General features: G+C 64.3%; 20 protein-coding genes. 8 read left to right on the top strand and 12 right to left on the bottom strand.

The features are described from left to right. Together QOL68_RS06830 and QOL68_RS06825 are read left to right on the top strand one after the other, a co-directional pair. Nucleotides 1-453 carry a MaoC family dehydratase gene (locus tag QOL68_RS06830; RefSeq protein WP_204992871.1) on the top strand — a complete coding sequence of 151 codons (453 nt, stop codon included), beginning with the start codon at nucleotides 1-3 and terminating at the stop codon, nucleotides 451-453. Next, nucleotides 453-1,304 carry an HpcH/HpaI aldolase/citrate lyase family protein gene (locus tag QOL68_RS06825; protein ID WP_282948101.1) on the top strand — a complete coding sequence of 284 codons (852 nt, stop codon included), beginning with the start codon at nucleotides 453-455 and terminating at the stop codon, nucleotides 1,302-1,304. Before QOL68_RS06830 ends, QOL68_RS06825 begins: the two co-directional genes overlap by 1 nt. Here the strand turns inward: QOL68_RS06825 and QOL68_RS06820 are convergent. The 5 genes from QOL68_RS06820 to hisI form a co-directional block, all read right to left on the bottom strand. Then, a complete protein-coding gene (locus QOL68_RS06820; RefSeq protein WP_282948099.1) occupies nucleotides 1,301-2,791 on the bottom strand; it encodes a phospholipase D-like domain-containing protein in 1,491 nt (496 codons plus the stop codon). The two genes, QOL68_RS06825 and QOL68_RS06820, sit on opposite strands and share 4 nt — an antisense overlap. A 45-nt stretch (nucleotides 2,792-2,836) precedes the next feature. Continuing rightward, nucleotides 2,837-4,639, bottom strand: a complete 1,803-nt coding sequence (locus QOL68_RS06815) for an acyl-CoA dehydrogenase C-terminal domain-containing protein (protein ID WP_282948097.1) — start codon at nucleotides 4,637-4,639, stop codon at nucleotides 2,837-2,839. Nucleotides 4,640-4,702: 63 nt separating this feature from the next. Further along, on the bottom strand, nucleotides 4,703-5,134 hold the full coding sequence (locus QOL68_RS06810) for a MerR family transcriptional regulator (protein ID WP_058455793.1): 432 nt from the start codon (nucleotides 5,132-5,134) through the stop codon (nucleotides 4,703-4,705). Nucleotides 5,135-5,199: 65 nt separating this feature from the next. After that, on the bottom strand, nucleotides 5,200-5,739 hold the full coding sequence (locus tag QOL68_RS06805; RefSeq protein ID WP_282948095.1) for a hypothetical protein: 540 nt from the start codon (nucleotides 5,737-5,739) through the stop codon (nucleotides 5,200-5,202). Next, nucleotides 5,732-6,106 (bottom strand): phosphoribosyl-AMP cyclohydrolase, encoded by a 375-nt coding sequence (hisI, locus tag QOL68_RS06800; protein ID WP_282948093.1) that lies wholly within the window; start codon nucleotides 6,104-6,106, stop codon nucleotides 5,732-5,734. Before hisI ends, QOL68_RS06805 begins: the two co-directional genes overlap by 8 nt. A 154-nt stretch (nucleotides 6,107-6,260) precedes the next feature. Between hisI and purF the strand changes: the two genes are divergently transcribed. From purF to QOL68_RS06785, 3 genes are read left to right on the top strand one after another with little or no spacing between them, the layout of a single operon-like run. Then, entirely contained in the window at nucleotides 6,261-7,718 is a 1,458-nt protein-coding gene (gene purF, locus QOL68_RS06795; protein ID WP_282948075.1) for an amidophosphoribosyltransferase, read from the top strand. 10 nt (nucleotides 7,719-7,728) lie between these two features. Next, on the top strand, nucleotides 7,729-8,457 hold the full coding sequence (locus QOL68_RS06790) for an SDR family NAD(P)-dependent oxidoreductase (RefSeq protein ID WP_058455789.1): 729 nt from the start codon (nucleotides 7,729-7,731) through the stop codon (nucleotides 8,455-8,457). 60 nt (nucleotides 8,458-8,517) lie between these two features. Beyond that, entirely contained in the window at nucleotides 8,518-8,910 is a 393-nt protein-coding gene (locus QOL68_RS06785; RefSeq protein ID WP_282948073.1) for a hypothetical protein, read from the top strand. Between the two features lie 6 nt (nucleotides 8,911-8,916). Here QOL68_RS06785 and QOL68_RS06780 read toward each other — a convergent pair whose 3' ends face one another. The 6 genes from QOL68_RS06780 to QOL68_RS06755 form a co-directional block, all read right to left on the bottom strand. Next, a complete protein-coding gene (locus QOL68_RS06780; protein WP_282948071.1) occupies nucleotides 8,917-9,990 on the bottom strand; it encodes a serine hydrolase domain-containing protein in 1,074 nt (357 codons plus the stop codon). A gap of 134 nt (nucleotides 9,991-10,124) precedes the next feature. After that, the gene (locus QOL68_RS06775; protein ID WP_282948069.1) at nucleotides 10,125-11,405 is read right to left on the bottom strand and encodes a class I SAM-dependent methyltransferase; all 1,281 of its coding nucleotides are present in this window, start codon (nucleotides 11,403-11,405) and stop codon (nucleotides 10,125-10,127) included. Nucleotides 11,406-11,546: 141 nt separating this feature from the next. After that, a complete protein-coding gene (locus tag QOL68_RS06770; RefSeq protein ID WP_282948067.1) occupies nucleotides 11,547-12,497 on the bottom strand; it encodes a metal-dependent hydrolase in 951 nt (316 codons plus the stop codon). A 40-nt stretch (nucleotides 12,498-12,537) separates the two neighbouring features. After that, nucleotides 12,538-13,575: a 2-oxoacid:ferredoxin oxidoreductase subunit beta gene (locus QOL68_RS06765; protein ID WP_282948065.1), complete on the bottom strand. Its 1,038-nt coding sequence runs from the start codon at nucleotides 13,573-13,575 to the stop codon at nucleotides 12,538-12,540. Further along, complete coding sequence (locus QOL68_RS06760) at nucleotides 13,572-13,823, bottom strand: CPCC family cysteine-rich protein (protein ID WP_197410153.1); 252 nt, start codon at nucleotides 13,821-13,823, stop codon at nucleotides 13,572-13,574. The genes QOL68_RS06765 and QOL68_RS06760 overlap by 4 nt, the downstream gene beginning before the upstream one ends. Next, on the bottom strand, nucleotides 13,820-15,682 hold the full coding sequence (locus QOL68_RS06755) for a 2-oxoacid:acceptor oxidoreductase subunit alpha (RefSeq protein WP_058455783.1): 1,863 nt from the start codon (nucleotides 15,680-15,682) through the stop codon (nucleotides 13,820-13,822). Before QOL68_RS06755 ends, QOL68_RS06760 begins: the two co-directional genes overlap by 4 nt. A gap of 187 nt (nucleotides 15,683-15,869) precedes the next feature. On the opposite strand from QOL68_RS06755, the gene QOL68_RS06750 reads away from it, so the two are divergent. Then, entirely contained in the window at nucleotides 15,870-16,811 is a 942-nt protein-coding gene (locus tag QOL68_RS06750) for an alpha/beta hydrolase (protein ID WP_282948061.1), read from the top strand. Next, nucleotides 16,808-17,281, top strand: coding sequence for an RNA pyrophosphohydrolase (locus tag QOL68_RS06745; protein WP_282948059.1), 474 nt, complete (start codon nucleotides 16,808-16,810; stop codon nucleotides 17,279-17,281). Before QOL68_RS06750 ends, QOL68_RS06745 begins: the two co-directional genes overlap by 4 nt. Here QOL68_RS06745 and QOL68_RS06740 read toward each other — a convergent pair. Beyond that, nucleotides 17,242-17,931 (bottom strand): uracil-DNA glycosylase, encoded by a 690-nt coding sequence (locus QOL68_RS06740; RefSeq protein ID WP_282948057.1) that lies wholly within the window; start codon nucleotides 17,929-17,931, stop codon nucleotides 17,242-17,244. The two genes, QOL68_RS06745 and QOL68_RS06740, sit on opposite strands and share 40 nt — an antisense overlap. A 23-nt stretch (nucleotides 17,932-17,954) precedes the next feature. Between QOL68_RS06740 and folK the strand changes: the two genes are divergently transcribed. Then, nucleotides 17,955-18,476 (top strand): 2-amino-4-hydroxy-6-hydroxymethyldihydropteridine diphosphokinase, encoded by a 522-nt coding sequence (gene folK / locus QOL68_RS06735; protein ID WP_204992886.1) that lies wholly within the window; start codon nucleotides 17,955-17,957, stop codon nucleotides 18,474-18,476. Nucleotides 18,477-18,510 lie beyond the last annotated feature (34 nt).

Raw genomic sequence — 18,510 nt, 5'->3', positions numbered from 1 at the left:
ATGGCAGGCAAGTTTTTCGACGAGTGGCAGATCGGCGAGACGATCGCGCACGAAATCCGGCGCACGGTGACCGAGACCGACAATCTGCTGTTTTCGACGATGACGCACAATCCGCAGCCCCTGCACCTCGATGCCGAGGCGGCGAAGGCGTCCGAGTTCGGGCAGATTCTCGTCAACGGCACCTTCACTTTCAGCCTGATGGTCGGGCTGTCGGTCGGCGACACAACGCTTGGCACGCTCGTCGCGAACCTGGGCTATGACAAGCTGGTGATGCCGAAGCCGGTGTTCATCGGCGACACGTTGCGCGCCGAGACCGAAGTCATCGGCCTGAAAGAGTCCAAATCGCGTCCCGGATCGGGTATCGTGACCTTTCTCCACCGCTGCATCAACCAGCGCGACGAAATCGTCTGCCAATGCGAACGTGCCGCGCTGATCAAAGGAAAGGCCGCCTGATGCGCCTGCGTTCACTCCTCTTCGTTCCCGGGGACCGTCCCGAACGCTTCGCCAAGGCCGCAGTATCGGGCGCCGACGCGATCATCCTCGACCTGGAGGATTCGGTGTCGCCGGCGAACAAAGAGACCGCCCGTGCCGCGGTGGCCGACTATCTGACCGGGACACGCGAAGTCATCACGCTGGTACGCGTCAATCCGCTGGACGGGCATATGACTGCGGCCGATGTCGCGGCGATCGTCGGGGGACGGCCCGACGCGATCATGCTGCCCAAAGCCGAGGGCGCGCCGAGCATCCAGCAACTCGACACGATTCTGCGCAGCGAATCCGCGCGCGACGCCTCGCTGCCGCCGATCCTGCCCATCGCGACCGAAACGCCCGCGGCGATCTTCACGCTCGGCAGCTATCGCGAAGTGAAGGATCGCCTCGTCGGCCTGACCTGGGGGGCAGAAGACTTGCCCGCCGCCATCGGCGCGACGACGAGCCGCACCGACGATGGCAGCTACACCTCACCCTATGAGGTTGCGCGCGCTCTCACGCTGTTCGCGGCGCACGGCGCAGGCGTCGCGGCGATCGACACGGTGTTCCCGGCGATCAAGAACGAGGCCGGGCTTGCCGCCTATGCCGCCCGCGCGCGGCGCGACGGCTTCACCGGCATGATGGCGATCCATCCGTCGCAGGTCGAACCGATCAACGCCGCCTTCACCCCTGCCGACGAAGAGGTCCAGCGTGCTCAGGCGATCGTCGATGCCTTTGCCGCCCATCCCGGTGTCGGGGTGCTGCAGGTCGACGGCAAGATGGTCGACGCGCCGCATCTCAAGCAGGCGCAGCACATATTGTCGCTGGCGGACTAGGCTTTTCGCCGGAAAGGCCGGTGGCGCCGCATCCAGTCGCGGCCGCGATGCCAGCTTTTCCTGAGACCCCGCTCGGTCAGGCTTTCGAACATCGCGTCGGGGCTCGTCGGATCGAGCAGTTCGTTCTCGGCAATGAATTCGTCCATCGGACCCGGCGAAACGAGGTCGAGCAGTTCGAGCGAGCGCCCCTGGCCGCGCAATCCCTCGATCGTCTCGATCAGCGAACCGCTGGCTTCGAACCGGCGCGCTACGTCTAGCGGATCGACATCCAGATGCTCGGCGATCAGCGATTCGCGTAGGCGGCGAATGACCGGCTCGATGGCGTGATTGGCCGGCAGCGCCGAGTCGATGGTCACATCGCACTCGCTGTCGAGCCCCATCGAACGGTTGTTCAGATTGGCCGATCCCACACGAATCGCCCGATCGTCGACGATTGCAGTCTTGGCGTGAACGTAAATCGCCTCGCCGCGCTTGGTGCGCGGATAATAGACCCGCAGCCGGTCGCCGTGTTTCGCCTTGGCGATTTCGCGCACCAGTTGCACGCGCGCGGCGTCCATCGCCATCTGTTCGAGCCAGCCGTCGGCGGTCTCGGGCATCACCATCACGAATTCGGGCGGATCATCCTCGTTGAGCCGCTCGGCGATCGCGGCGGCGATCTTGCCGCAGGTGAAATATTGATTCTCGAAATAGATGAAGCGCTTCGCCGCAGCGATCATGTCGAGATAAAGCTGCTCGACCTCGCGTATTTCCTCATAGCCGTCATACTCGGCGCGGGTCCGCGAGATCGCAACGTCGACACCCTCGAAATCGGCCTCCAGATCGTCGGGCCACCCCTCCCCCGATCCGTTGATTTCGCGGAGCGGCTTCTTCGTCGCGCGCTGCCAGCGTTCGTTACCCAGATCGGCAAGCGCATTGCCGACCGGCCCCGAAAGCAACATCGTGCTGTCGTGCCAGGGCATATAGGGCTTTCCGTCGGGGGCCGTCCGATGCAGATCGTCGTCCTTGTGCCCCCGCGTGTCCCAGCGTCGCGCCCCGACGTCGATGCCGCCGCATACCGCCAGATGGTCGTCGAAGACCGCCACCTTCTGATGATGACTGCACCCGACCGGATGCGCGCTGTCGAGCCGGAAACTGATCGAGCGCGTGATCTTCCACCGCGCGATCATTGCGACGATGCGCGGCATCGCGAACTGCTTCAGGCCCCCGAAATTCCAGCGGAGGATGTCGATGTCGCGGTGAGGACAATTTTTTGCAAGGCGCAGCAGATAGTCGCCAAGCGACTCGCCGTTGCCATCCCTGTCGGGCTTCAGCGCGATCCGCGGATCGAAATCCCAACCGATAAGCAGGATGCGCTCCCTGGCACCGGCCATCAGCCGTTCAAGCAGCGCATAATAATCGGCAGCATCGACGATCATCCGCGCCTTGTCGGCGCGTTCGATCCGCCAGCAGTTGCGGCCTTCAATGACGATCGGGACGAGGTCGCTCATCGCCGCCTCCACGCATGGCGGCGGCGATGGTTGCAAAGGCGCCGGTCAAGCCGCGAAGAACTGCTCCGGCGTCAACGTCATCATCGCCTCGCTGCCCGCTTCGATCTTGCGGCGCAGCGCGCCGGCGTCGGGGACAAAACGTTCACCGAAGTGACGCGCGGTGACGAGCTTCGCTTCAAGGAAATCCTTGTTGCCGCGCCCGTCGTCCAGCGACTTCTGCGCCGCTTCGGCCATGCGCAGCCACATCAGCCCCAGCGCGACGATCCCCATGATGTGCATATAGTGATGCGCGCCCGCGCCGATGTTGTTCGGGTTCGTCATGCCGTTCTGCATGAACCACATCGTCGCGGCCTTGAGTTCGCCGTTCGCCTTTTCAAGACGGCTCGCGAAATCCGCAAACGCGGGTTTGTCCTTCGCCGCGGCGCATTCCGCGTCGACGATGGCAAAGAAGGTCTGGATCGCGCGGCCGCCGTTCTGCGCAAGCTTGCGGCCGACGAGGTCCATCGCCTGCACGCCGTTCGCCCCTTCATAGATCATCGTGATGCGGGCATCGCGGACATATTGCGACATGCCCTGTTCCTCGATGTAGCCGTGACCACCGAACACCTGCTGCGCGTTGGTCGCGACCTCATAGCCCTTGTCGGTGCCATAGCCCTTGATCACGGGGGTGAGCAGGCTGACGAGATCGTCGGCATGCTGGCGCTCTTCCTCGGTCTCGGCCACATGCGCGAGGTCGACCTGCAGCGCACCCCACAGGCAGAGCGCGCGCAGCCCCTCGACAACTGCCTTGCCGTCCATCAACATGCGGCGCACATCGGGGTGGACGAACAGGGGGTCCGCCTTTTCCTGGGGATCCTGCGGCCCGGTCAGCGCGCGGCCCTGGCGACGGTCGTGCGCATATTGGACCGCGTTCTGGAATGCGATGTCGGCCTGTCCCAGCCCCTGGATGCCGACGCCGAGGCGCGCGGCGTTCATCATCACGAACATCGCGGCAAGCCCCTTGTTCTCCTCGCCGACCATCCAGCCCTTCGCGCCGTCATAGTTCATCACGCAGGTCGAATTGGCGTGTATGCCCATCTTGTGCTCGATCGAGCCGCACTGGAGCGTGTTGCGGGCGCCGAGTGAGCCGTCTTCGTTGACGAGGAATTTGGGCACGATGAAGAGCGAAATGCCCTTGACGCTGTCGGGTGCATCGGGCGTCTTCGCGAGGACGAGGTGGACGATATTTTCGGTGAGGTCATGCTCGCCCGACGAGATGAAGATCTTGGTGCCGGTCACCGCATAGCTGCCGTCGGCATTCGGCACCGCGCGGGTGCGGATGAGGCCGAGATCGGTGCCGCAGTGCGGTTCGGTGAGGTTCATCGTGCCGCCCCACTCGCCCGAAATCATCTTCGGGACATAGGTCGCCTTCTGCTCCTCCGATCCCTTGACGAGGATTGCGGCGACCGCCGCCTGAGTGAGGCCGGGGTACATCGAAAAGGCCTGGTTCGCCGCCATGCGATATTCCTCGACCGGGAAACCGATGATGTGCGGCAAGCCCTGTCCGCCGAATTCCTCCGGCTGGGTCAGCGTCGTCCAGCCGGCGTCGCAATAGGCCTTATAGGCCTCCTTGAACCCCTTCGGCGTCGCGACCGATCCGTCTTCGTGTCGCGTGCAGCCCTCCTGATCGCCCGAATAGTTGATCGGGAACAGCACTTCTTCGCAGAATTTGCCCGCTTCGGTCAGCACCGCCTCGATCATGTCGGGGGTCGCATTGGCGAAGCCTGGCAGTTTGGCGTAGCGCTCGACGCCGAGGACGTCGTTGATCAGGAAGAGCGTATCCTGGATGGGGGCGCGGTAGGCGGGCATGACTCATCTTTCTGGAAAGCGGGGTTAGCAATATCTCGTCCGGGGAGGCGCGAGAGTCGAGGCTCAGCGCACTTTCTGACTGGCGTCGACCTTTTTGACCATATCGATGAAGCGCGTCAGTTCCTCGACCGCACTGTCGATATCGTCGCGCTGGCGTTGCAGCAGGTTGATGCGTTGCTCGCATTTCTCGATCGTCACCTGGCGCTGCAGCCTGCGGCCGTCCCCGACGTCGTACAGATCGATCATCTCGCGAATGTCGGCAAGGCTGAAGCCGGTGCGCTTGGCGCGCAGGATCCAGGCGAGCCGCGCACGGTCGCGCTTCGAATAGATGCGAGACAGGCCGCGGCGCGACGGGCTGATTAGCCCCTCGTCCTCGTAAAAGCGGAGCGCGCGGGCGGTGACGCCGAATTCGGTCGACAGGTCGGTGATACTGAACTGGTCGCGGCCGAGATGATCGGGCGTATCGATGTGGGCGTGGCCGTATTCTTCGGTCATACGGGCCAGAATAGTTTCCGTTGACGTGAACGTCAAGGGCGGGAGGTGCCGGGAATCGGCGCGTCTCAACTACCGCACGGTTGGATCATATTGCCGCGCGGATCCGCGACCTGCAAGCGTTTCGCGTCCTCCTCGGACCAGCTTGCGCGCGGCAGCCGCAACCCGGACAGCGACGCACGGGCGGAGCAGATCGTCTGGCATTGCGCGGGCAGGCTGCCGGGCAGTCGGAGCTCGTCCTCTTCCTCACGGACCAGCGCTTCGCACCCCTCGACGTCCGCGAAGCGCATCCGCCATCCCTGCCCCTCGCGCACGATCGTCCCGCGCGCGGCGCAGCGCAGGCCGGGACCGAAAGACGCAGACAACGCAAAGCGCCATTGACCCGCGCCGTCGGGCACCACGCACATCGCGTCGCGCCCGAGTTCGTGCGAGCGTTCGAACACGCCCGTCGGGCTGGCTGTATCGGGTCGCACAATCCCGCGCTCGCGCGCAGCCAGTTCGAGCGGGCTGTTCGCGTCGACCGTCTGGTCGCCGCCCGCCTGCGGGTGCCGATCGCAGCCCGCGAGCAACAGCGCGCCGAACACGAAGGCGGCAAGCCCCCTACGCATCGTCGTGGAGGAAGGTCAGGCCACCATCTGCCTCGACACGGCGATAGAAGCAGGAGCGCCGGCCCGTGTGGCAAGCGGGTCCCGCGGGCGTTACGCGCAGCAGCAGGGCATCCTGATCGCAATCGACGCGCATCTCGACCAGCGTCAGTCCGTTTCCCGAGGTCTCCCCCTTGCGCCACAGCGCTTGCCGCGAGCGAGACCAGAAATGCGCCTGCCCGGTTTCCTGGGTCAGCCGGATCGCTTCGGCATTCATATGCGCGACCATCAGCGGCGTGCCCGTCGCGGCATCGGTGACGATCGCGGTGACGAGACCGGCGGGGTCGAAGCGCGGCTGGAAGCGGTCGGTCGTGTCGGCTTTCTGGTCCATGATGGGCCTTTAGAGCAGCTTTGCTGCGCTTGTCACCCGTCCGGGTTCGCCCTGTGACAATCATGTGAAGTTTGGGGGGCGACATTTGCGGCAAGCCTCCCTATATGCGCCGCAGTCACTGCCCCCGCCCCTTGGCCCCTGCCCCTGGAATGTCATGCTGACGACCCACCCTTTCGATGACGACAAGCTCCGCGAGGAGTGCGGCGTATTTGGTATTCACGGCGCCGACAGCGCCTCTGCGGTCGTGGCGCTGGGCCTTCATGCCCTGCAGCACCGTGGCCAGGAAGCCGCGGGCATCACTGCCTTCGACGGCAAGGATTTTCATACCCACCGCGCGATGGGACATGTCGCCGGCAATTTCGACCGCGACGACATCATTCGCCAGTTGGGCGGCGCGTCGGCGATCGGCCATGTCCGCTACTCGACGACCGGCGAGACGGCGCTGCGCAACGTCCAGCCGCTGTTCGCCGACCTGTCGACCGGCGGTTTCGCGGTCGCGCATAACGGCAACATCTCCAACGCAACGGCGCTGAAGAAGATTCTCGTACGTCGCGGTTCGATCTTCCAGTCGACCAGCGATACAGAGGTCATCATTCACCTCGTCGCGACATCGAACTATCGCACCCTGCTCGATCGCTTCATCGACGCGCTGAAGCAGGTCGAAGGCGCCTATTCGCTGATCTGCCTGACCGCGGAGGGGATGATCGGATGCCGCGACCCGCTCGGCATCCGCCCGCTCGTGATCGGCAAGCTCTGCGATGCGCACATCCTTGCGTCCGAAACGGTGGCGCTCGACGTCGTCGGCGCCGAATTCGTCCGCTCGGTCGATCCGGGCGAGCTGGTGATCATCCGTGATGGCCAGCTTTCGTCGCACCGCCCCTTCGCGGAACGCTCGGCGCGACCGTGCATCTTCGAATATGTCTATTTCTCGCGCCCCGATTCGATCGTCGACGGCACCAGCGTCTATTCGGTGCGCAAGGCGATCGGCGCCGAACTCGCGCGCGAGAACCCGGTCGAGGCCGATCTTGTCATCCCGGTGCCCGATTCGGGCACCCCCGCCGCGATCGGCTATGCCCAGGAATCGGGCATTCCCTTTGAACTGGGCATCATCCGCTCGCACTATGTCGGCCGCACCTTCATTCAGCCGGGCGACAAGGTTCGTCACCTGGGCGTGAAATTGAAGCACAATGCGAACCGCGCGCTGATCAGCGGCAAGCGCATCGTGCTGATCGACGATTCGATCGTTCGCGGCACGACCAGCCTGAAGATCGTGCAAATGATGCGCGATGCAGGCGCAGCCGAGGTGCATATGCGCATCGCGAGCCCGCCGACCCAGCATAGCTGTTTCTATGGCGTCGACACGCCCGAGCGCGCCAAATTGCTCGCGGCGCAGATGACCGTCGGCCAGATGGCGAATTTCATCAACGCCGACAGCCTGTCTTTCCTGACGATCGACGGGCTCTATCGCGCGCTGGGCGAGGCGCGGCGCAACGACGACGTCCCGCAATATTGTGACGCCTGCTTTACGGGCGATTATCCGACCACGCTGACCGATTTCGACGAGCAAGCGGTCGATGACCAGTTTTCGCTGCTTGCCGAGCGCGTTGTCTGACGGAGTGATCATGGTATCTGAAGATTTGGCGGGTCAGGTCGCACTCGTGACCGGGGCGAGCCGCGGTATCGGCGCGGCGATCGCCGAAGCGCTTGCAGCGCGCGGCGCGCATGTCGTCATCACCGCACGCACCCCCGGCGGGCTCGAGGAACTCGAAGATCGCATTCACGAGGCCGGCGGCAGCGCAACGATCGCGCCATTGGACCTGACGGACGGCGACAGTATCGCGCGGCTTGCCACCGCGATGGCCGAACGTTGGCAGCACCTCGATATGCTCGTCCTCAACGCGGCGATGCTGGGCACGCTGACCCCGGTCGGCGCGATCGACGGCAAGGAATTCAACAAACTGCTGACGCTGAACCTTGTCGCGCAGCAGGCGCTGATTGCCAATTTCGATCCGCTGCTCCGCCGCGCGCCGGGTGGCCGCCTGCTCGCGCTGTCGAGCAGCGTCGCGCGCGATCCGCGCGCCTATTGGGGCGCCTATGCCGCGTCGAAGGCCGCACTTGAAGTGCTGGTGACGAGCTATGGCGCCGAGATGCGCAATATCTCGAACGTCCGCACCGCGATCCTCGATCCCGGCGGCACGCGCACCCAGATGCGCGCGCGCGCTTATCCGGGCGAGGATCCGCAAAGCATCAAGGATCCCGCGGCCGTCGGCGAATATGTCGCGAAACTGATGATCGCGGGCTTCGACAGCACCGCTTTCCATGCCTTGCCCAAAGTGATGGTCGATGCTTAACGCGATCTTTGCGTTCGGCCGTTAGGTTTCGGCCCGAAATATCTGGTCAAAGGCACGGTTATGGGTCGCAACATCCTGCGGACGGTCGCAGCAACCATCGTGGGGATCGTCGTCGCTTTCGCGCTGCTATGGCTCGCGCAATATGCGGGAAACGAGCTGTCGCCCGACGTCTATGACCTCGAAACCGGGGAGGTGCTTATCCCCCTCGCATCGACCATCGCCCTGTTGATCGGCTGGTTCGTCGGCACCTTTGGCGGAAGCTGGCTGGCGATGCGCATCTCCGCCAGCGCAAATTCCGGATGGACCGTCGCCGGGGCGGTGATCGGCGCCGGGCTCTATCGTGCCGTGACGCTGGCCGACACCTGGTGGATCATGGTGCTGGGCATCGCCATACCGCTTGCGGCGGCGTGGCTCGCCCAGCGCGCGGCGACGACGGCTCCCGTCGCCGCCTGACCCCGCTTATTTCGCCGCTTCGCGGTCGATCGCAGCCTGCACCGCCTTGTAAAAGGCCTCGCGCGCCTTGCCGACGCCTTCGGGGTCGGTCGCGGTCGGCCAATTGCCGTTCGAGGCAATCACGAGCTTGCGTTTCGGGTCGATGAAGATGCCCTGACCGAAAATTCCCTGCGCGGCGAAGCTGCCATCGTCGTTCGTCCACCATTGATAGCCATAACCGCGGCCGGGAATGTCGATCCCCGCCTGTTTGGTCGTCGCCGCGGCGAGCCAGTCGTCAGGCAGAACCTTTTTTCCGCCCGCGACGCCGCCGTTCAGGATGAACTGGCCGAAGCGTGCATAATCCTTGAGGCTCGCCGACATGCAGCAGCCGCTGATCTCGTGCCCCGTCGGCCCGAGCATCCAGACGCCGTCCTGCTCCATGCCGAACGGTTTCCAGACCTTCTCTGACAGATAATCCGAGAGTGTCTTGCCGGTCGCGCTCGACACCAGCACGCCGATCAAATTGGTCTCGCCGGTCTTGTACACCCATTTCGACCCCGCCGGCGCTTCGCGCGGCAGGGTCTTCATATAGCTGACCGTTATGTCTTCGCCCGGCACCGGCTTTTGCAGATTGAACTGCGCGACATCGGATTTGGGATCGGTATAATCCTCGTTCCATTTGACGCCCGAGGTCATCGTCAGCAATTGCCGCACGCTGACATCGTCATAGGCCGAGCCCCTGAGTCCCGGGATATAGACGGTAACCTTGTCGTCCAGGCTCTTGATATAGCCGTCCTTCACCGCCGCGCCGACAAGGGTCGAAGTGAAGCTTTTCGCCACCGAAAAGCTCGTCCAGCGGCCGGAGGCGCCATAGCCGAGCGCATATTTCTCCAGTCGCACCTTTCCGTCCTGGACGATGATCAGCCCCGCGTTGCGCTGCGCCGCCATATGGGCGTCGACATCGAGCCCGAGGTCGATCGGCTTGCCTTGCGGCATGGGATAGGCGCGACCGCCCGCCTTGATCGTGTGCACGACGACTTTCGGGACCGTCTCCATCGTCCGGAAGGCGGTGTCACGCTGGTCCTGGCTCCAAAACAGCACATTCAGATCCTTTGGCAGATTGTCGGTCGCCCGAGCCGCGGTGGTTTGCGTGGGTGCGGGGACAGCTATCCCCACGGCTGCGCACAGCAGCGCGCCTGCCAAAAATCTTCGCATTGCCTTCTCCCTGCTTGTTTTCAGGCTGTTTTTTCGAGTGTCACCTGCGCGACGTCGATACCGCCGCCGCGAAAGCCCCCCTCACAATATTGAAGATAATAGCGCCAGAGCCGCACGAAGCGGTCGTCAAACCCTGCCGGCAGGCGCCCGTCGGACACCGCGGCATCGAACCGCTCGCGCCACTGGCGCAGCGTTTCGGCATAGCCGAGCCCGAAATGGAGAACGTCGCGCCACACAAGCCCCCGCTCCTCGGCCAACGCGCGGAAACGGCTTTCGGAAATCAGGCAGCCGCCCGGAAAGATATAGGCCTGGATGAAGTCGGTACTGGCCGCGTAACGCTCGAACAGCGCGTCGCTGATCAGGATATACTGGATCGCCGCGCGGCCACCGGGGCGCAACAGGCGCGCGATGGTGTCGAGATAGACGGGCCAATAGGCCTGCCCGACCGCTTCGACCATCTCTACGCTCGCGATCGCGTCATAGGGGCCCTGCGCATCGCGATAATCGCAGAGCTCGATCCGCGATCGCCCCGACAGGTCGACCGCGTGCAGACGCCGATCGGCAATCTCGGCTTGCGACGGTGAGAGGGTAATCCCGGTGTAGATGACGTCGTGCCGCTCGACCGCGCGTTCGGCAAGCGCCCCCCAGCCGCAACCGATCTCGAGCAGGCGCCCGCCCGAGCGCAGGTCGAGCCGGTCGAGAATCGCATCGAGCTTCGATGTCTGCGCCTCCTCCAGCGTCTGCCCTGCATCGGCGAAGAGCGCGCTCGAATAGTTCATCTGCGCATCGAGCCACAGGCTGTAGAAGTCATTGCCAAGGTCGTAATGCGCGTGGATGTTCCGCCGCGCCCCGGTGCGATTGTTGCGGTTGAGGAAATGCGATGCGCGGTTGAGCCAGTGCAGCGGGCCGCGCGACCGCCCCGCATTGCCGAGCGTCTCGCCATTGCGCATGAACAGGTCGAACAGCGGGACCGGATCGGGCGAACTCCACTCCCCGGCCTCCCAGGCGCGGTACCACCCAACCGAACCCGACAGCACAAGCCGCACGAGCGCGGCCCAGCTTTTCAGGTGGACGATCGCGGTCGGCCCCTTGCCGCGACCGCCGAGGATGCGCACGCTGCCGTCGGGCAGATGACCTTCGAGCGTGCCATAGGCGAGCCCGGCGTCGATGCGGTCTAGCTGGCGGTGGAAAAAGTTCGCCGGCGCAAGCGCCATCAGGCGCGCCAGCCCCCCGCCGGTGCGAAACGCCCGGTCTGCGCGCAGTAGCGCCTTGCCGCGGCGGGGACTGACATGCGTGTTCATATACCGCTTTCTGCCGCAAAAGCAGCGGCCTGACAATCGGTTGTCGCGAGCCTTCATGGCGTCACAAGCCGCCGAGGCAGGCGTGCGAGCCTTTTGATTCCCAGAGATTTTATTGCGATAGGCGGCAGGATGAACGCGCGCCTATTCGACAATAGTTGCTGCGCGGGGATCCTCCACGCGGACCGTAAAACGGTCGCGCGCTACCGGCTGCATATAGCGCTGGTCATGTAGCACGATCGCGCTGCCCTCAGTTTCTGCGACGGGCATCCGCGACCAGAAGAGGAAGGCGAGCGCGGCAGGGTCGTTCTTTACCCACGCCCGGAGTCGTAGATCGCTCATCCCGTCTGGGATGCCGGGCTCGACCGTACTACCGGAACCCAGTGCATAGGCGCCGCCGCCGTAGTAGCCGTCGCGGCGCCAGGCGATGTCGCGCCTCCAGAACGCCAGCGGCGGCGGGCTGGCGACAACGAGCGCACCGTCTTGCCCCGCCTTTCGCAACAATTCGGCCGCCTGCGCTTCGGCGCGGCCCGTCATCAGCCCGTTGGTAAAAATATAGACGCAGACGGCGGTAAAACCGACCCATGCCGGGCGCTGCCAATTCGCCGTCCCGCGCCGTTCGCGGCGCAGCGACAGCCACAGCGACAGGCCGAGCGCGATCCATATCCAGAGATCGATGATGAACAGCGTATCGCCGTAGTACCAGCGATGGCTGAACGGCTCGAGCAGCCGGATGCCGTAATTGTTGAGCCAGTCGAGCGCCGGATGGCTGAGACAACCGATATAGGCGAGCGCGAGCAGCCAGCCCCTGTCGATCGGCAATCGGTTCGCGGGCCGCGTGCGTCGTCGTTCCTGCCCGCGGTCGAAGGCGATCATCAGAGCCCAAAGAGCAATAGGCAGAAGGACGAGCGCGATCGGCCCGTGCGTGATCCCGCGCCGCATCGACAGCGACTCGATGCCATAGACCGCACAGGCCGCGTCGATGTCAGGCAGGTTCGCCGCAATAATTAGCGTCGGCACGGCTAGCCCGGTCCTTTTCTTGAGACCGAGCTGACCGAGTACCGCGCCGACGAGGCTGTGCGTCAGGTTGTCCATCCGGGCCTATAAACCCGACCGGCAAGCCCTTCGCAAGACGTCAGAGTTCGGGACCGCCCTCGGTCACCGTCCAGGTCTGCCCCTTCTTGAGCAGGCCTTGCAGATCGGCCGTCTTGCCTTCGCTCGCCGCCTTGTTCTGGCGGACGACGTCGGCCTCGAAAGTCGGGCGCGGATCGTCGTAAAGGACGCCGAGCGCCATCGGGAATTCGCCGAAGCGCATTTCGACGAGCATGTGCGCGACGCTGCGGTTGGTCACGTCGTGGACGATCACGCCCGCTTCTTTCCAATCGCCATCGATGACGTCGACGGTCTTGAGGTGCAGTTCGTCGGCGTCGAGCGCGATGCCCTTGGTACCTTTGGCGTAAAGCATGGGTTCGCCCTGCTTGAGCCAGAGCTGGCGATCTTCGGCGCCCTTCGGTGCGGCGAAATCCTCGAACACGTCCTTATTGTAGACGATACAGTTCTGGAAAATTTCGATAAAGGCCGCGCCCTTATGGGCATGAGCGGCCTTCAGCACGTTGGGCAGCTCTTTCGATACGTCGAAGCCGCGCGCGACGAACCGCGCACCGGCGCCCAGCGCGAACGCCGCAGGCTGCGCCGGACGATCGACCGAGCCGTAAGGCGTCGACGGGCTTGTCGTGCCGACGCGGCTGGTCGGTGAATATTGCCCCTTGGTGAGGCCGTAGATCTCGTTATTGAACAGCATGATCTGGCAATCGAGATTGCGGCGGATGAGGTGCATCGTGTGGTTGCCGCCGATCGAGAGCCCGTCACCATCGCCGGTGACGATCCAGATATCGAGGTCCGGATTGGCGAGCTTCAGCCCCGTCGCGAACGCCGGCGCACGGCCGTGGATCGTGTGGAAGCCATAGGTTTCCATATAATAGGGGAAACGCGACGAGCAGCCGATGCCGCTGATGAACACGGTGTTCTCGGGCGCGGTGCCGATTTCGGGCATCGTGCGCTGCACGGCTTTGAGGATCGCATAGTCGCCGCAGCCGGGGCACCAGCGAACTTCCTGATCGGTTTCCCAATCCTTGAGCGTGGTCGTCCGCGCGATGGTGGTCATCTCGTTCATTTCGTCTTCTTCCCAGAATCTTGCCAAAGCTGACGGGCTTGGATCAACGAAAACTGATTTGCGCCTCCGGCCAAATCAGGCTGGTTCAGTTGGACGGGATCATCCTCCCAATTGCAAACTTCGCAAATCTCATAACTGCCCTGCTCGGAAAACTCGAACTCGCTGCACACAGGACATATGTGCGGGCCCGCAGCCAATTCCACATTGACCGCCGCATTAAAATACTCGGTGCTGGTGACCGTCGTCACGCCAGCGCCTCCTCGATCGCGGCCTCAATTTCGGCGATGGTGAACGGCTGGCCCGACACCTTGTTTACGGGCTTCGCGTCGACCAGATACTGGTCGCGCAGCACCGTCTTGAGCTGGCCGGTGTTCATTTCGGGCACGATCACCTTGTCATAGCTCTTGAGCAGCTCGCCCAGATTGGCGGGCAGCGGCCAGATATGGCGGATGTGGACATGGCTGACGTCGGCGCCCTCGGCGCGCTTGCGGCGCACCGCCTGATGGATCGGGCCGAAGGTCGACCCCCAGCCGACGACCGCCAGCTTGCCCCCCTCGGCGCCGAGTTCGACCACCTGGTCGGGCACCTTCACGCCATCGACCTTCGCCTTGCGGATATCGGTCATCGCCTGATGGTTGTCGGGCGCATAGTTGATGTGGCCGGTGTCGACTTCCTTTTCGATGCCGCCGATGCGGTGAAGCAGGCCGGGCGTGCCGGGCTTGACCCACGGGCGCTTGAGATTCGCGTCGCGGCCATAGGGCTTGAACCCGCCCTCGGGCACTTCGGTCAGAAACTCGACCGGGAAATCATCGTAGCTCTCAAGATCGGGCACCTTCCACGGCTCGGCCGCGTTGGCGATATAGCCGTCGGTCAGCAGCATCACCGGGGTCATATATTGCACCGCAATGCGGCACGCCTCGATCGCGCATTCAAACGCATCGCCGGGCGATCGCGCGGCAATCACCGGCATTGGCGCGTCGCCGTTCCGGCCATAGACCGCCTGATAGAGGTCCGATTGCTCGGTTTTCGTCGGCAAGCCGGTCGAGGGACCGCCGCGCTGCGAATTGACGATGACGAGCGGTAGCTCGGTCATGATCGCGAGACCCATCGCCTCGCCCTTCAGCGCGATGCCCGGACCCGACGAGCTCGTGACGCCGAGCGAACCGCCATAGCTCGCGCCGATCGCCGAGCAGATCGCCGCGATCTCGTCCTCGGCCTGAAAGGTCGTGACGTCATATTCCTTGAGCCGCGACAGGTGATGCAGGATCGCCGATGCCGGGGTGATCGGATAGCCGCCGAAGAACATTGGCAGTTTCGCAAGCTGCGCGCCCGCGACGAGACCAAGCGCGATCCCCTCGGCGCCCGTCAGCGTGCGATAGAGGCCCGGAGCGACGGGCGCGGGATCGACATGATGCTGCTTGAGCGGTCCCGCAAGCTCGGCGGTCTCGCCATAGGCATGGCCGGCGTTCAGCGCCGCAACATTGGCGGCCGCAAGGTTCGGGTCCTTCGCGAACTTGCCGTTGAGCCAGTCGATCAGCGGCTGGCGGTCGCGGTCGAACATCCAGAGCGCGAGCCCCAGCGTCCACATATTCTTGCAGCGTAGCGCTTCCTTGTTGCCGAGGCCGAAGGGTTTCACGGCATCCATGGTGAGCTGACTGATATTCAGCTTGAGCAACTGCCATTTCGCAAGGCTGCCGTCGTCGAGCGGGTTCGCGTCATATTTCGCCTTGGCGAGGTTGCGGTCGTTGAATTCGCCCTCGTCGGCGATGATCAGGCCGCCCGGCTTGAGCTGCGGAACGTTGGTCTTGAGCGCCGCGGGGTTCATCGCGACGAGTACGTCGGGCGCGTCGCCCGCGGTCTCGATCGCCGAAGACCCGAAATTGATCTGGAAGGCCGAGACGCCGAACAATGTCCCTTGCGGGGCGCGAATCTCGGCTGGAAAATCGGGGAAAGTCGCAAAGTCGTTGCCGGCAAGCGCCGACGACAAGGTAAACTGACCGCCGGTCAGCTGCATCCCGTCGCCACTGTCGCCTGCAAACCTGACTACAACTGCATCCGAAAGGGGGGACTGCCGATTGTCGGCCCGGTCCTCTACCGCTGTCGCCATTTTTCGTATCTGCCTTTGAATCTTGCGAACCTGTGACATTGGCCTAGGCCTGTACGGCACGAGCCGCAATTGAGAAAAAATTGTGCGCCGCAAAGCGGCAGGACGTGGTCGGTTTCGATTTGCGATTGAATTTGGCTGGCCGATGCCGAATATCCGGACGGCAGAAAACAACAAAGGGATGGACAGGATGACCGACGGCACGACCCACTACACCCGCCCCGACGTGGCCGCTTTTCTTGCGTTTCTCAACGCGCAGGAAGGTCCCAAGATGGAGGAACTGCCTGCCGCCGGCGCGCGCGAGATGTTCCGGGCAATGACCCAAATGGCCGATTCTCCACGCGGCGAGGTTGCGAAGGTCGAGGACCGCGTCATTCCGGGACCGGCGGGCGAGATTCGCGTCCGCGTCTATGACAATCGGCCCGATCGCGCACCGGGACCGGTGCTCGTCTTTTTCCACGGCGGCGGCTGGGTGATCGGCGACCTTGACACGCACGACGCCTATTGTGCGGAAGCGGCGCGCATTCTCGACATTCCGGTGGTCGCGATCGACTACCGCCTGGCGCCCGAGCACCCCTTCCCCGCCGCCCCCGAGGATTGCGAGGCCGCGGCGCGCTGGGTCGCCGACAATATCCCGTGCACCGGGCTTGTGCTGGCAGGCGAGAGCGCGGGCGGCAACCTTACTATCGTCACCGCGCTTGCGCTGCGCGACAATCCCGCGTCGAAGCCGGTGATCGCGATCCACCCGATCTATCCCGCCGTGACGACCAGCGACGACTGGCAAAGCTATCGCGATTTCGGCGAAGGGCATCTGCTGACGGAGAGCAGCATGACCTGGTTCTCGGGCCACTATGCCCCCGACCCGACCGACCGCCGCGCCGCGCCGCTCGATTTCCCCGCGGAGGGGATGCCGCCGACGCTGCTCATCACCGCAGGACTCGACCCTCTCCGCGATCAGGGCCGCGCTTATGCGGCGAAGCTGATCGAGGCGGGCGTGCCCACGACCTATCGCGAAGCGCGCGGCACCATCCACGGCTTCATCAACCTGTCGCAGGGCATTCCGAGCGCGAAGGCCGATATTCGCGATGCCTTGACAGTGCTCAAGGCTATCGTCACCGAAGCCAGTGCATGAGTGACGACAATCTCCCCTACCGCCCCTGCGCCGGCGTGATGCTCGCGAACCGGGACGGCCTCGTGTTCGTGGGCCAGCGGCTCGATTCGTCCGAGGACGCCTGGCAGATGCCGCAAGGGGGAATCGATCCGGGCGAGGATGCCGAGGAAGCGGCGATCCGCGAGCTTGGCGAAGAGACAGGCGTCCATGGCGGGCTGGTCGAGATCATCGCGCGCAGCAAGACCGAGTATTTCTATGACCTCCCCGATCACCTCATGGGCAAAATGTGGGGCGGCAAATATCGCGGCCAGCGGCAGCACTGGTTCCTGATGCGCTTCATGGGCGAGGACAAGGATGTCGACATCGCAACCAAGCACCAGGAATTCCGGGCGTGGCGCTGGGCCGAACTCGATGAGCTCGAAATGCTGATCGTGCCGTTCAAGCGCCAGCTCTATCGCGCCGTGGTCGAGGAATTCCGCTCACTCGTCTGATCGCGGAGGATAAGCGCGGTACGGAACACATCGGCAAACATCGGCGGCGTCAAGCGCCCGGTGTTCGTATTGTAGCGCGAGCAGTGGTAGCTATCGACGAGATACGGTCCATCGGCCAGCGCATGGACCGCACCATGCGCGAAAGGGTAAGCCGCCAGTCGCGCACCGGCAGCACGAAGCGCCGCGTCATGCGCAATTCGACCGAGCGCGATGATGACCCGCAGATTTGGCAAAGCGGCGAGCTGCCGTTCGAAGAAGGGGCGGCAGTTCGCCATTTCGGCGGGCGTCGGCTTGTTCTGGGGCGGCAAGCATTTGACGCTGTTGACGATAATCGCCCCTTGAAGGCGCAGCCCATCGTCGACGCGCGCGTCGTAAATGCCCTCACTCAATCCGAACTCGGCAAGCGTCGCGAACAACAGGTCGCCAGCATAGTCGCCGGTAAATGGACGCCCCGTCCGGTTCGCCCCATGCTTTCCGGGCGCGAGGCCTGCGAACGCAAGCCATCCATCTGGATCGCCAAAGGCGTAAACCGGGGCGTTCCACCAGTCGGGATGCTCCACCTGACATTGGCGCCGAAACGCGACAAGCCGCGGACAGCGCGGGCAATCGCGGGACGGCTCGGTTCCCGGCAAGGGGCTTACAATCTCCACGCGGCTGCGATAGGCGCTCCGCCATGACCAGCGCAACGCCCCTTGCTCTATATGCCATCGGCCTCGGCTCAAACCGACGCCATGCGCGCCATGGCGATCCGCGCCACATTCTGGTTGCGGCGCTCGCGGCGCTCGAAAGCGAAGAGATCGAGCCGGTCGATGCCAGCCCGATCATCGCCAGCGATCCGGTGGGGCCGTCGCGCCGGCGCTATGCCAACGCCGTCGCGCTCGTCGCCTCGCCGCTCACGCCGCCCGAAATGCTCGCCCGGCTGCGCGAAATCGAAGCGCAGTTCGGCCGCCGCACCGGCCAGCGCTGGAGCGCGCGGACGCTCGACCTCGATATTCTGCTCTGGTCGGGCGGCGCGTGGAGCGACGCCGACGTCACCGTCCCGCACCCCGCAATGGCCGAGCGCGCCTTCGTTCTTGGCCCGCTCCGCACCGTCGCCCCCGAATGGCGCGATCCGGTCAGCGGGCGAACGGTCCGCCAACTCGCCGCACGCCTGATCCGCGCCAAGCCGGTTGACCGGAACGCCGAGGCGCACTAGGGCGACGGCTCTCTTCGGGCGTCGACGCTTTCGG

Source organism: Sphingopyxis sp. Geo25, assembly GCF_949769135.1.
Taxonomy (GTDB): Bacteria; Pseudomonadota; Alphaproteobacteria; order Sphingomonadales; family Sphingomonadaceae; genus Sphingopyxis.
This window is presented reverse-complemented; position numbering and strand designations above follow the sequence as displayed.

Excerpts from the sequence above, each read along its gene's own strand:
- QOL68_RS06825 (WP_282948101.1), top strand. The coding sequence starts at position 453 with ATGCGCCTGCGTTCACTCCTCTTCGTTCCCGGGGACCGTCCCGAACGC.
- QOL68_RS06745 (WP_282948059.1), top strand. The coding sequence starts at position 16,808 with ATGAGTGACGACAATCTCCCCTACCGCCCCTGCGCCGGCGTGATGCTC.
- QOL68_RS06775 (WP_282948069.1), bottom strand. The coding sequence starts at position 11,405 with ATGAACACGCATGTCAGTCCCCGCCGCGGCAAGGCGCTACTGCGCGCA.
- QOL68_RS06785 (WP_282948073.1), top strand. The coding sequence starts at position 8,518 with ATGGGTCGCAACATCCTGCGGACGGTCGCAGCAACCATCGTGGGGATC.
- QOL68_RS06815 (WP_282948097.1), bottom strand. The coding sequence starts at position 4,639 with ATGCCCGCCTACCGCGCCCCCATCCAGGATACGCTCTTCCTGATCAAC.
- QOL68_RS06820 (WP_282948099.1), bottom strand. The coding sequence starts at position 2,791 with ATGAGCGACCTCGTCCCGATCGTCATTGAAGGCCGCAACTGCTGGCGG.
- QOL68_RS06810 (WP_058455793.1), bottom strand. The coding sequence starts at position 5,134 with ATGACCGAAGAATACGGCCACGCCCACATCGATACGCCCGATCATCTC.
- QOL68_RS06755 (WP_058455783.1), bottom strand. The coding sequence starts at position 15,682 with ATGGCGACAGCGGTAGAGGACCGGGCCGACAATCGGCAGTCCCCCCTT.
- QOL68_RS06830 (WP_204992871.1), top strand. The coding sequence starts at position 1 with ATGGCAGGCAAGTTTTTCGACGAGTGGCAGATCGGCGAGACGATCGCG.
- purF (WP_282948075.1), top strand. The coding sequence starts at position 6,261 with ATGCTGACGACCCACCCTTTCGATGACGACAAGCTCCGCGAGGAGTGC.
- QOL68_RS06770 (WP_282948067.1), bottom strand. The coding sequence starts at position 12,497 with ATGGACAACCTGACGCACAGCCTCGTCGGCGCGGTACTCGGTCAGCTC.
- QOL68_RS06765 (WP_282948065.1), bottom strand. The coding sequence starts at position 13,575 with ATGAACGAGATGACCACCATCGCGCGGACGACCACGCTCAAGGATTGG.
- QOL68_RS06750 (WP_282948061.1), top strand. The coding sequence starts at position 15,870 with ATGACCGACGGCACGACCCACTACACCCGCCCCGACGTGGCCGCTTTT.
- QOL68_RS06790 (WP_058455789.1), top strand. The coding sequence starts at position 7,729 with ATGGTATCTGAAGATTTGGCGGGTCAGGTCGCACTCGTGACCGGGGCG.
- QOL68_RS06805 (WP_282948095.1), bottom strand. The coding sequence starts at position 5,739 with ATGCGTAGGGGGCTTGCCGCCTTCGTGTTCGGCGCGCTGTTGCTCGCG.
- folK (WP_204992886.1), top strand. The coding sequence starts at position 17,955 with ATGACCAGCGCAACGCCCCTTGCTCTATATGCCATCGGCCTCGGCTCA.
- hisI (WP_282948093.1), bottom strand. The coding sequence starts at position 6,106 with ATGGACCAGAAAGCCGACACGACCGACCGCTTCCAGCCGCGCTTCGAC.